The sequence below is a fragment of the Streptomyces sp. NPDC045846 genome, assembly GCF_056431605.1.
Genome location: NZ_JBWKKJ010000001.1, coordinates 356,732 through 368,920, shown reverse-complemented (window position 1 = coordinate 368,920; position 12,189 = coordinate 356,732). Strand labels below are relative to the sequence as shown.

At 69.9% G+C, this 12,189-nt stretch carries 10 protein-coding genes; 5 read left to right on the top strand and 5 right to left on the bottom strand.

What is annotated here, in order from left to right; all coding sequences use genetic code 11:
* Positions 1 to 389: 389 nt before the first annotated feature.
* Positions 390 to 1,322, top strand: a complete 933-nt coding sequence (locus AC07F3_RS01695; RefSeq protein WP_479109408.1) for a quinone oxidoreductase family protein — start codon at positions 390 to 392, stop codon at positions 1,320 to 1,322.
* A gap of 170 nt (positions 1,323 to 1,492) precedes the next feature.
* Here the strand turns inward: AC07F3_RS01695 and AC07F3_RS01690 are convergent, their stop codons facing one another.
* Both AC07F3_RS01690 and AC07F3_RS01685 read right to left on the bottom strand, forming a co-directional pair.
* Positions 1,493 to 2,710, bottom strand: coding sequence for an FAD-dependent oxidoreductase (locus AC07F3_RS01690; RefSeq protein WP_479109406.1), 1,218 nt, complete (start codon positions 2,708 to 2,710; stop codon positions 1,493 to 1,495).
* Positions 2,707 to 3,201, bottom strand: a complete 495-nt coding sequence (locus AC07F3_RS01685) for a hypothetical protein (protein ID WP_479109404.1) — start codon at positions 3,199 to 3,201, stop codon at positions 2,707 to 2,709. Before AC07F3_RS01685 ends, AC07F3_RS01690 begins: the two co-directional genes overlap by 4 nt.
* A 316-nt stretch (positions 3,202 to 3,517) precedes the next feature.
* On the opposite strand from AC07F3_RS01685, the gene AC07F3_RS01680 reads away from it, so the two are divergent.
* Entirely contained in the window at positions 3,518 to 4,156 is a 639-nt protein-coding gene (locus tag AC07F3_RS01680; RefSeq protein WP_479109402.1) for a PadR family transcriptional regulator, read from the top strand.
* Positions 4,157 to 4,356: 200 nt separating this feature from the next.
* Positions 4,357 to 4,956, top strand: coding sequence for a GNAT family N-acetyltransferase (locus AC07F3_RS01675; protein WP_479109400.1), 600 nt, complete (start codon positions 4,357 to 4,359; stop codon positions 4,954 to 4,956).
* Positions 4,957 to 5,059: 103 nt separating this feature from the next.
* On the opposite strand, the gene AC07F3_RS01670 is transcribed toward AC07F3_RS01675, so the two are convergent.
* A complete protein-coding gene (locus tag AC07F3_RS01670) occupies positions 5,060 to 6,103 on the bottom strand; it encodes a bile acid:sodium symporter family protein (protein ID WP_479109398.1) in 1,044 nt (347 codons plus the stop codon).
* 249 nt (positions 6,104 to 6,352) lie between these two features.
* On the opposite strand from AC07F3_RS01670, the gene AC07F3_RS01665 reads away from it, so the two are divergent.
* Both AC07F3_RS01665 and AC07F3_RS01660 read left to right on the top strand, forming a co-directional pair.
* Positions 6,353 to 7,234, top strand: a complete 882-nt coding sequence (locus tag AC07F3_RS01665) for a LysR substrate-binding domain-containing protein (protein WP_479109396.1) — start codon at positions 6,353 to 6,355, stop codon at positions 7,232 to 7,234.
* A gap of 389 nt (positions 7,235 to 7,623) precedes the next feature.
* Complete coding sequence (locus AC07F3_RS01660) at positions 7,624 to 9,423, top strand: AMP-dependent synthetase/ligase (protein WP_479109394.1); 1,800 nt, start codon at positions 7,624 to 7,626, stop codon at positions 9,421 to 9,423.
* Positions 9,424 to 9,529: 106 nt separating this feature from the next.
* Here AC07F3_RS01660 and AC07F3_RS01655 read toward each other — a convergent pair whose 3' ends face one another.
* Both AC07F3_RS01655 and AC07F3_RS01650 read right to left on the bottom strand, forming a co-directional pair.
* On the bottom strand, positions 9,530 to 10,432 hold the full coding sequence (locus tag AC07F3_RS01655; RefSeq protein ID WP_479109392.1) for a hypothetical protein: 903 nt from the start codon (positions 10,430 to 10,432) through the stop codon (positions 9,530 to 9,532).
* A 349-nt stretch (positions 10,433 to 10,781) separates the two neighbouring features.
* On the bottom strand, positions 10,782 to 11,840 hold the full coding sequence (locus AC07F3_RS01650; RefSeq protein ID WP_479109390.1) for a chitinase: 1,059 nt from the start codon (positions 11,838 to 11,840) through the stop codon (positions 10,782 to 10,784).
* Positions 11,841 to 12,189: the final 349 nt, after the last annotated feature.

The following is a 12,189-nucleotide window of genomic DNA, read 5'->3' as shown; positions in this document are numbered from 1 at the left end:
CTGACCCCCTCGCGCTCATCGGACTCGCCGGACTGGCCGGACTCGCCGGGCTGATCGGACTTGCCGGGCTGATCGGGCTCGCCGGGAACCTCGTCGGTGCGCGCTGAGAGCGCGACCTCGGACCCGGTTCGCGCGGAGTCAGGTTGGCCACCCTTGGCGGCCCGGCCAGACCGGTCGGCCCGGCCAGACCGGTCGGCCGGGTCGGCTGTCGAGGCCGGGTTGCTGAGAGCGCTCTCGCTCATGCGGGTCCTCCGAGTCGTACGGGCCTGCGACCTAAGGGCTTCGCCGGTCGCGCCCCCACACCCTAACCCGAAACCATTGGGCTTCCCAACGATTCGTTTTCGCTATACCGTTGGGCCTCCCAACGAATTTCCGCCCTGGAGGGTGCCATGCGTCGCGTTCGGTGTGAGGTCAACGGCGGCCCCGAGGTCATGTTCCTCGAGGACGTCACTCCGCCCACGCCGGACGCCGGTGAGCTTCTGATCGACGTCGAGGCGATCGGGGTGACCCTGCCCGTCGTGCGCAAGCTGCGCGAGGGCAGCGAGCCGATACCGCTGGGCGGCGAGGTGGCCGGCACGGTGGTCGCGCTCGGCGAGGACGTCACCGGGTTCGCGGTCGGCGACCAGGTGACGGGGCTCTGCTTCGGTCACGGCTACGCAGAACAGGCCGTCCTCCCTACGGCGATGACCTCGCGCATCCCCGCCCACGCCACCTCCGTGGATGCCATCGCCCTGGTCCGCAGCGGCGTGGTGGCGCGCGGCGCCTACGAGGCCGGGCGCGTCGAACCCGGCGAATCAGTCCTCGTCACGGCCGCCGCGAGCGCGATCGGCACGATCGTCCTGCAGCTGGCCAGGGCAGGCGGTGCACGGCGCGTCGTAGCCGCCGTCAGCTCCGCCGACAAGGCCGACTTCGTACGAGGGTTGGGGGCGGACGAAGTTGTCCTCTACGACGACGAGTCCTGGGGCGAGCCGGTCGACGTGGTCATCGACGCGGTAGGCGGCGAGCTGCTGACCCGCGCCGTGAAAGCGCTCTCTCCCGGCGGCCGCCTCGTCGCCTTCAGTTCGGGTGGCGGCAGCATCGAGGCGTACGACCTGCTCGTGGGCGGGAAGTCCGCCATCGGGTTCCAGATCGCGCTGATCGCCCGCAACAAGCCGGAGCTCTACGCCCGCTGGCTCGATGAAAACTGGGAGCTGCACGCCTCCGGCAAACTGCGCACCGCCGTCGCAGCAGAGCTGCCGCTCGAGGAAGCGGCCCAGGCTCACGAGCTGATCGAGTCCCGACGCAACCTCGGCAAGGTGGTACTGCTGACGGGGCGGTCCTGAGAAGGTGTCGCTGAGGTACGGCGGGGGCCTGGTTGTACGGAATGGCCGCCGGGCCCGGGCCGCCCCTCACCGCCGACGCACCCGGCGGCCGCCGAAGCCGGAGCGCGGCCGGGGCTCGGCTCCTGCCTCGCCAATCCGTGCTCAGCCCCGGCCTCGGCCCGCATCGAGCCTCACCGGAACGCGGGCTCGGCGACCGGCTCGTCCCAGTCGATGCGGTACGAGTACTGCCAAGCCATCCGCTTCTCCGGCTTGAGCACTTTCATCGTCGGCGGCATCAGCAGGTCCCGCACGACCCGGCCGACCGGCCCGGCCGCCTTGTCGTTGTTGATGCGGGCCGTTTCGGCGATGATCCGCTCGACGCGGGGTCGGCGCAGCTCCTCGTACGCGGCGAAAGCATGCCCGTACGGCAAGTCCCTTACACAGCGGGCGAGTTGGACCGCGCTTTCGACGGCGAGTGAAGCGCCCTGGCCGGAGCTGGGGGAGGCCGCGTGCGCGGCGTCCCCGATCAGGACCATGCGGCCCCGGCTCCAGTGCGGCACCTTCAGCATGGCCTCGACCGGGCCGGTGAGAGCGAGTTCCGACGGGTCGGTGCGGGACAGCAACTCCTTGGCGGGCGTGCGGTCGTCCGCCATGAGAGCGCTCAACTCGCTCAGCCATTTCTCGGCGCCGACCTCGGCCGCGCGGGCCGCGGAGAGCGGCTCCGGGCTCGGCAGATTGACGAACCAGCCGCCCGAGGAATCGTCGAGGATCTGGTAGCCGAAGAACACCCGGCGGCCGTACGTCATGTGCATCTTCCCGCTGCTGGACGGCAACCCGGTGTCCTTGACTCCGGCCCCGATGCCGATCAGGCCCGCGTACGTCGGGCCGGGCGCGGCCGGGTCGATCAGGGTGCGGGTGGTGGAGCGTATACCGTCGGCGCCGACCAGGATGTCGGCTGTGGCGCTCGTCCCGTCGGCGAAGCGGGCGGTGATCGAGTCGTCGGACTCCTCGGCACCCACGAGTCGCTTGCCGTGGTGAATGCGCACGCCACGCCGAGCGGCCTCGTCGTACAGCGAGGCGTACAGCTCAGGACGCCACACGAACTGGCTGGGCTGCGCGCCGACGGGGGTGGCGAACTCCGCGAGCTGCCGACCGTTCCAGCTGTGCACGACGATCGCGTGAACCGGGGCGCCGACGGAGCGGACGACGTCTCCGGCGCCGATCGCGTCGAGGGCGGCGATCCCGTTGGGAGCGATGCTCATGCCCGCGCCGACGCCGTCCGACCTGCTGTCGTACGCCTCGTACACGTCGGCGTCGACACCGGCCCGGCGCAGAGCCATCGCGGCGACGGGTCCGGCGATGCCGCCGCCGATGACCAGGGCGCTGCGGACGCGCGTTCCGGCACTCATGCCTGCCGCCCCTTCCGTCCGTTCTTCCCCTCCGCGATCTCGTGGGTGCGCCGCATCGCCTGGCGGTGGGCGCGGTCGGTCAGCGCGACCAGGATCGCGATGCCGCCGCGATTGATCCTGATCTCACCGGAGTCGACCCAACCCACCAGCGTGATACGGCGGTTGGCGCCTCCACCCTGCGAAGGCGAGGGGCCCTGAGCGTCCTTGACCTTGCCCCGGCCAGCCCATTTCAGGTCCCAGTGGTCGATGACGGCAGCGTCGTCGACAAGCAGCTTGATCGTGGTGCGGCGCACGTCGAGGCAGATCTCGATCTCTTCGGGGAGCGCCTCGGAGCGCAGGTCCAGGACGACGAGGCCGGACCGCGCGCGGATCTCGAAGCGGCCCGAGGAGGTCCAGTCCCCTATGTGCTTCACAGCCATGTAGTCGGCGTGGATGTGGTGGACAGGCGACATGTGGTCGGCGAGTGGAGGGGTGATCGAGGACGTGCTCATGGCCGTGGCCTTCTTCCGGTGAGTTCCAGGCTGATGGGTTCGGAGCTGCTTCAGGGCTCTCAGATTCAGGGCTGTCGGGGTTCAGAGGTGACGTGTTGAGGGGGTGGTGGGTCGGGACCAAGGGGTCACGACGTCATTCGGCCGCGAGGCTGACGCGCTTCGGGGTGGGAGGCGGGCGGGGCTCCGAGCCGGATTCGCGGGGCGGGGCAGGGCCCGCCGCCGTCGTCCCGGTTCGACCTTGCCCCCGTTGCAACCCGATAGTTGCACTGAAACTAGTATCAGGTCAACTAGTTATTTCGTGAGTATCATCCGGGTCATGACGACGCTCCCCCGCAGCTCCCCGCTCGCCCTGACCGTCCTGGCCCTGCTCCACTACAAGCCGCTGCACCCGTACGGCATCCAGCGGCTGATCAAGGACTGGGGAAAGGAGCAGGTGGTGAACGTCGGCCAGCGCGCGAGTCTCTACCGGACCATCGAGCGCCTGCTGGCGGCGGAGCTGATCGCGGTCCGCGAGACGGGACGCGACCAGCAGTACCCGGAACGAACCGTGTACGAGGTGACCGAGTCGGGACGCGCGGTCACCCGGACCTGGCTCGACGAGATGCTGGCGGTGCCGAAGGCGGAGTTCCCGCAGTTCCCGGCCGCGCTGTCGCACGCGCTGATGCTCGCGCCGCACGAACTCCTCGACGCGCTGGAGCGCCGGTTGACCAGGGTCGACGCGACGCTGAAGGCACTCGACGCGGGCCTCGCCTCGGAGTCCGCTTCTGGCCTGCCACGGGTGGCCTCACTGGAGAGCGAGTACCTGCGGGCGATCACGGCCGCCGAGGTGAAGTGGCTGCGCGGAGTCACGGACGACCTGCGCGAAGGGCGACTGCCGTGGTCGCAGGAGGACCTGATGGCGTTCGCCGCGCAGCAGGAGAACGGAGCTGGGGCTCGAAAGGACCTGGAGGGCTGAGAGCGCCCTCGGAGGCGGGCGTCTCCACTCCGGGTTACCCGCGACCGGTCTCGCCGTTACCGGCGCTACTCAAGGTGCCGACCGCGCTCTGATCTTCACCCCCATCCCGACGGCCCCGGAGAGCGCTCTCAGCACCCGGCGGCCCCAACGACATCGCAAATTCCGTTGCCCGGAGAGCGCGTTCGGACGATCCTCCCTGCATGGAGCTTCCCCAGCAGGTCATCGTTCTGGACGACTGCCTCACGCTGCGCGCCTTCGACGCCGAGGCGGACCTTCCGGAGTACTTCCGGGTCATCGAGGAGTCGCTGGAGCACCTGCGTCCCTGGATGCCCTGGGTCGCCGAGCACGGCCTGGCCAGGACCACCGACTTCCTGGCCCGCCGCGCGGGACGCTGGGCGAGCGGTGACGAGTACACGTACGCGATCGTGCTGGACGGCGCCATCGTCGGCGCCTGCGGCCTGTTCCGGCGCGACAGCACCCGAGAGGGTGTGCGCGAGATCGGCTACTGGTTGCACCCGGCCGCCACCGGCCGCGGCGTCGCCACCCAGGCCGCCCGCGCCCTGGTCGATCAGGCTTTCCGGCTGCCCGGCGTCGACGTGGTCGAGGTCGTCCACGATGTGGCCAACCGATCCAGCGCCGCCGTCCCGGCCCGGCTCGGATTCGTCGAGCATCTGCGCCGTCCCGACGAACCGCTCGCCCCGGCCGAGAGCGGCGTCGACCAGATATGGCAGCTGACGCGCCGCCAGGCCCAAGCTGCGAGGGCTGTCGAAGCAACCGAGACCCTCCCGGAGGGCGGCTGACCGGCGCCTTTCCTGGAACTGGAAGCGCTCTCAACGAGCGGCGCTCTCCAGCACACACCTGCCTACGCGCGCATCGCTCCGCTCCCCCGGACCCAAGCCCGCGCTACCTCCCGAGCCGCACGCCTCGCCCGTGTGAGGTCGGGACTGCGCCTGCCCCCGGCTCCTCTTCGGCCAGCGGGTCGCGGGCGCGGCGCTTGGCGATCACCGCACACACCATCAGCTGCATCTGGTGGAACAGCATCAGCGGCAGCACCGCGAGGGAGGTCTGGGCCCCGAACAGGACGCTGGCCATGGGGAGTCCGGCGGCGAGGCTCTTCTTCGACCCGGCGAACTGGATGGCGACCCGGTCACCCCGGTCGAAGCCCAGTCGCTTCGTCCCGTACCAGGTCAGTGTGAGCATCGCGGCCAGCAGTACGGCCTCGACGGCGAGCAGGGCGCCGAGCCTGTACACGCTCACCTGGTGCCAGATGCCGCGGACCATGCCTTCGCTGAACGCGCTGTAGACGACCAGCAGGATCGAGCCACGGTCCACGTACCCCAGGACCTTCTTGTTGCGGACCAGGAAGCCGCCGACCCAGCGCCGCAGGAACTGCCCCGCCAGGAACGGCACCAGGAGTTGCAGCACGATCTTGAGGAGCGAGTCCGCGGAGAAGCCGCCCCCGCTGTCGCCGAGCAGTCCTGCCGCGAGCAGCGGGGTGATGACGATCCCGGCGATGCTGGAGAAGGAGCCCGCGCAGATCGCGGCGGGCACGTTGCCGCGGGCGATCGAGGTGAAAGCGATCGATGACTGAATCGTCGACGGCACCAGGCACAGGAAGAGCAGTCCGTTGTAGAGGTCCGGTGTCAGGACGAACGGGACGAGGCCCTTCGCCGCCAGGCCAAGCAGCGGAAAGGCGACGAACGTGCAGGCCAGCACGGTGACATGGAGGCGCCAGTGGCGCAGCCCGTCCATCGCCTCACGGGTCGAGAGCCGGGCCCCGTACAGGAAGAAGAGGAGCGCCACGGCCCCCGTGGAGGCGCCGCTCGCGACACCGGCCGCCGATCCGGACGCCGGGAGCAGCGCGGCGAGTCCTACCGTGCCGAGCAGCGCCAGTATGTACGGGTCGACCGGCAGCCAGGACGGCAGTTTCGGGGTGCGGCGGCTCATGGGCTCCACTTACATGCTCGGCGTTCGATCTACGGTGCGTCGTCGGCCCCCGCGCTTTCCGGCGCCGGAGCGAGTGCTCGTCTGGGCTCGATCTGGCTGGGCCCGGGTTCCACGCGGGGCGGATTCCAGCCAGCGGTGCCGACCCGGATCGCGCTCTCTCGATACTCCTTCCTCGGCGGCTCATCGGGAATCCCGTACACCACTCTCACTGTCATCACGCTTTGCGATGACCGGGGCTACCGTGAGGGCATGTACGACGCGAACCAGCTGCGGACGTTCCTCGCCGTCGCGCAGACGCTGAACTTCACGCAGGCCGCCCGGCGGCTCGGGCTGCGGCAGTCGACGGTGAGCCAGCACGTGCGGCGCCTGGAGGACGCGGCTGGGCGGCCGCTGTTCAGCCGGGACACGCACAGTGTGCGGCTGACCGAGGACGGCGAGGCGATGCTCGGCTTCGCGCGGACCATCCTGGCCGCACACGAGCGGGCCGCCCACTACTTCACCGGGACGCGGCTGCGCGGCCGGCTGCGGTTCGGCGCCTCGGAGGACTTCGTGCTGACCCGGTTGCCGGAGATCCTGCAGGCGTTCCGGCGCGACCATCCCGAGGTGGACCTGGAGCTGACGGTCGAGCTGTCCGGGACCCTGCACCGGAGGCTCGAAGCGGGCCGTCTGGATCTCGTGCTTGCCAAACGGCGCCCCGGCGACAGCCACGGCGAGCTGGTGTGGACGGACGAGCTGTGCTGGATCGGGGCGCCGGGACTGCGGCTCGACCAGGAGCGGCCGGTCCCGCTGATCTTGTTCCCGCCGCCCGGGATCACCCGGGCGCGGGCGCTCGAAGTCCTGGAGGAACACGGGCGTTCCTGGCGCATCGCCTGTACGAGCGGCAGTCTGAGCGGGCTGATCGCGGCGGCCCGCGCGGGCCTCGGGGTGATGGCCCACACCCGTGGCCTGATTCCGCCGGGTCTCGACCCGCTCCCGGCACGCGCGGGCCTGCCGGAGCTCGGCGGGGTGGACTTCGTTTTGCTGCACAACCGGCGGGGCTCGGCCGCCCAGGAAGCGGCCGGCGCGCTGGCCTCGGCGATCCTGGCGGGCGGAGACCGCCTGCACCCGGGACGCGGGCGCAGCACCGGCTGAGCGACGGCGCCCGGCACGCGTCGAAACACCGAGGGCCCAGGGCGTCCACACATGAAGGAGGCCGAACCCGTGTGGGCACGGCCCATGTGCGGCGGAGTGTGGTCCGGACCAGATCGGGCGCAGCCGTGGGCTGAGGGTGACCGGAGCGTACAGATTCCGTGGAGATTGCCTTCCGCAGAACTTACCTTTGAGTCAGCAATGCGCCCGAGGGGTCCCCATGTGGGCCTGTTTCGGTCGCTGACCTGTGAAGACGTCGTACGTCTCGACTTGCAGAAGACCCCTGTCACCGAAACTGCCCGTGAGGTACGGTCACCGCGCTGTGCGGAGCGCCACCGGGAGTGGCCACCCCGGAGGGAGGCAGGTCATTGCGCGAATTCACGGTCCCACCCATGGCGACGGCGCCTCAGGTCGGCGGGCTGGCGGACGCGGTCTTCGACCATGCCCTCGACGACCCGTACCGCGTCGCCGTCTGCCGCAAGGACGCCTCCGGCCACTGGCAGGACGTGACGGCCGCTGAGTTCAGGGACCAAGTCTTCGCGCTGGCCAAGGGATTGATCGCGGACGGGGTGCGGTTCGGGGACCGGGTCGCCATCATGGCGCGCACCCGCTACGAGTGGACGCTCTTCGACTTCGCGCTGTGGACCATCGGTGCCCAGCCGGTGCCGGTCTACCCGACGTCCTCGGCCGAGCAGGTCTTCTGGATGCTCCACGACTCCGAGGTCACCGCGTGTGTGGTGGAGCACGAGGACCACGTGATGACGATCGGCTCGGTCGTCGACCGCCTACCCCGGCTCAAACGCCTGTGGCAGCTCGACACCGGAGCACTCGACGAACTCCTCAAAGTGGGCGAGTCCATCGACGACGAGGTGGTCCACCGGCACCGCCGGGCCGTGACGCCGGAGTCGGTGGCCACCGTCATCTACACCTCGGGCACCACAGGACGCCCCAAAGGGTGTGTGATCACCCACGCCAACTTCATGTTCGAGACCGACATGCTGATCTCCCGCTGGGAGCCGGTGTTCCACTCCCGCCCCGGCGACGAGGCGTCCACCCTGCTGTTCCTGCCGCTGGCCCACGTGTTCGGGCGGATGGTGGAGATCGCCGCGATCCGGGGCCGGGTGAAACTGGGGCACCAGCCCGCCCTGTCCGCCTCCGCGCTGTTGCCCGACCTCCAGTCGTTCCGGCCGACCTTCATCCTCGCCGTCCCGTACATCTTCGAGAAGGTGTTCAACGCGGCCCGCCGCAGGGCCGAGGCCGAGGGCAAGACAGGGCCCTTCGACAAGTCGGTGGACATCGCTGTCAAGTACGCGGAGGCCGTGGAGCAGAAGGCGTTCGGTCTGGGGCCCGGTCCGTCGGCGACGCTGCGGATGCAGCACCAGTTCTTCGAGAAGACGGTGTACGGCAAGGTCCGTGAGGCGATGGGCGGCCGGGTGCGGCACGCCATGTCGGGCGGCTCCAGTATGGGGCGCCGGCTCGGCCTGTTCTTCGAGGGCGCGGGCGTCACGGTCTACGAGGGATACGGCCTGACCGAGTCGACCGCCGCCGCCACCGCCAATCCCCCCGAGCGCACGCGGTACGGAACGGTCGGACAGCCCATCCCCGGTACCACGGTCCACATCGCCGACGATGGCGAGGTGTGGATCCACGGAGGCCAGGTCTTCTCCGGCTACCTGAACGAGCCGAAGGCCACCGAGTCCGTGCTCAGGGAGGGCTGGCTGGCCACCGGGGACATCGGGGCACTGGACGAGGACGGCTACCTCACCATCACCGGGCGGAAGAAGGAGATCCTGGTGACCTCCGGCGGCAAGAGCGTCTCGCCGGTCGCCTTGGAGGAACGGGTACGGGCCCATCCCCTGGTTGCCCAGTGCATCGTGGTCGGCAACGACCGCCCGTACATCGCCGCCCTGGTCACCCTCGACCAGGAGGGCGTGGACCACTGGCTCGCCATGCGCGGCAAGTCCCCGCTCACCCCGTCCGAGCTGGTGCGCGACCCGGACCTGGAGACCGAGGTGCGGCGCGCGGTGGTCGCCGCCAACACCCTTGTCTCCCAGGCGGAGTCGATCCGCACGTTCCGGATCCTGGCCCACCAGTTCACCGAGGAACACGGCCTCCTCACACCCTCGCTCAAGCTGAAGCGCCGGGCGATCGAGGACGCGTACGGGGCCGAGGTGGACGCGCTGTACCACTGAGGTGAGAGCGCTCTCTGCCGGGCCCGGGGCCCCGTCCCTGGACTTCGGGGAAGGGGCCGCGGACGGCGTGAGAGCGTTTGCCGCACCTGCCGGGTCTCGGCTCGGTTCAGCTCAACTCGAGCACCTTGTGCATACCGAGGAACACGTGCGGCACGCCGCTCTTGTCGTCCGTGATGAAGCAGAGCAGCGCGTACCGTCCCGGCGGGAGGCGGTGGGCTCGCAGCAGCACGCTGTGACCGGGCGAGACGGCGCCGATGCCGAGAGCGGGCCCGGTGAACGGTGCCGGGCCCGGGTTCCCCGCCGCGACACGGTCGAAGTACGCCTGGATCTCGGCGTCGGTGGTTCCGGGGGCGACCGGCTGGAGCTGCATCTCGTGCAGCTCGTCGGCCGCGTTGTGCACCAGGATCGGCTCCCCCGCCTTGTGGAGAGCGCGTACATCGAAGCGGGGTCCGGCCGACGTCTCGCGCGTGGTCACCACGGCGCCGTCGAAGTCACGCAGGTCGCCGTGCCGCCCGCCGTCGAGCCACAGGACGCGGAAGACAGGATGGGCGGGGTCCTTGAGGAAGGCCGTGAAGTCGAGCAGGAGCACCCGGCCGGGCTCGATCCTGGTGGTGAAGGTCTCCGGCACCTCCGGCGTGACGAGAGCGCCGCCGGGCGCGTCCGCGTCGCCACGGAGCGCCGAGATGCCCTGCGCCGACACAGCCGGGGTGTGGCTGACGGCCTTGGCGAGATCGTCGAAGAGGGTCCCCAGCGACACCCCGTCATGCGGACGCAGGAGTTGCAGCTGGCGGCCGCTCTCGTCGTCCGTGTGGACGCGGAAGGTGGTCAGGCCGCCCAGGGCGTGGTCGGGCGCCTTGATCCCTGCCGCGTCGATGCTGACGTTGACCGGCTCCGGGCCGTGATGCGGCCGCGTGGCGTTGGCATGCGCCACGCCGCCGATCACTCCGGTGAGAGCGAGCGCGGTGACGGCCGCGGCCCTGGCTCCACGTCGTAGCAATGCGGTACTCATGAAACTCCTGTTCGTGGTGCGAACCCCCAATCACCCAGGCCACCACCTCGCGCCACGCCCCACCGTCCGCCACGCGGGCAGCAGCTCCGATCGGAGCAGAGCACGGCACCTCGCCTCGCCGGCCACGGTGTCGGCACGAGTGTCCTGTGGCCTGTCACGTCCTCGCCCCGGCGCGGCTCAGTGCGGTGAGCACATCGCCCGACCAACCCGGTGTGCCTTGCCTTCCGATGGCACACCACCATGCCGGCCAACGTCACGTACGTGACCATCCACGGCACCGATCAGGACGGCGCCCTGACCTTCTGCACGAACCAGCTCGACCTGGAGCGACTCGTCGGCTTTCCGCTCCTCAACCCGCGTACTGGGAGACGATTTTGGTGAAGGCGTACGGAGACTGGCTGACCCCGCTGCATGAGTCGCCTGCGCCGCCCGAGGAGCACTGCCTGTCCCGGTTGACCGCCCAGAAGGTGAAGCGCGCTATGTGATGCTGCCGGGCGTAGCCGAGGATGCTCTGGAAGTCGCCGGTGGTCACGGTCTCGTCGGACTCATCGGTCTTGCCGTTCATGGAGGAGACGCCGATGTGCCGGTAGGCGGCGTCGTCGCTGTACCCGTAGGCGCTCTTCACAGCTGCCTTGAGCCCCTCGAGAGCGCTCACCGTGGCCGAGCCCATGGACCCGCTGTGGCTTCCGAAGTCGAACGGCATGATCGTCCAGCCGTCGTTGGCGAGCCCGGCCGCCGCTCCCTTTTTGATGAGGTCCTTGCCGTTGGCGTCGGGCCCGCTCGGGGTCGTCCCCATCGTCACGTAGGTGACGATGCCGGGGTTGCTGGTCTTGACGATCTTGAGAGCGCCCACCACGCGCTGCCGCACGGTGGCGTTCGAGAATTCGGTGGCTTCGATATCGATGTCAAGCGCCTTCAGTTGGTATGCGTTGATCACCTTCTGGTACGCCCCCGCGAGCGCCGAGGCACTGGAGCACTTCTCGCCAAGCTTGTTGCCGCTCCAGCCGCCGACGGAGACGATCACATCGCCGCCCGCGCCACGGATGGATTTGATCGCGCTCTCATCGGGGCCTCCGGTCAGGGCGCGCGAACCGTCCCACTTCGGGTTGCATCCGCCGTCGGAGAGGACGAACGCCAGCGTGAACCACTTGACGCCGGTGGCCGCCATCACGTCGGTGGGCTTTTGCGGGTTGCCCCAGCCGAGGTACTCGTACGGAGCAGCCGCCATCGCGCCGGATGCGGCGGAAGCTGACGCGGACGCGGTGGCGACCGACCCGGCGAAGGTGACGCCTTCCCCCGAGGTGCCGGCGGCGCTGGCCTTCGGGATCGCGCCGACCAGGGGCAGGATCAGACAGCCGAGGCCTGCGAGGCCCGCGACGAGACGGCGTGGGGGTACGGCAGTGCGCATGGAGGGGTCCTTCCGTGGGGGGTTCGGCGGGAGTCAGTGGGGCTCAGGAGCGGAGGTCGGGGGCTTGGCAGGGTCTGGGGTTTCCGAGGCCGAGAGGTTCTGAGGCCGCAGGTACTTGCGCGGAGTCGCTTCTCAGGACGGGTTATTGGTCTGATCGCCGGGGCGCGGCGGGCCGGGTGGGAGTTCGGTCAGGGGTTGGCGGTACACGGTGGGGCCTGCTGCGGGCTTGGTGGTGCATGGGGGCGCTTGGGAGGTACGGCGGGCTTCGTCTGATCGGCGCTGATTGGGACTAGCTCAGGGCGGTGCGAAGGCGTGCGGTCCAGGGGTGTTAGGAAGGCTTCCTAACCAC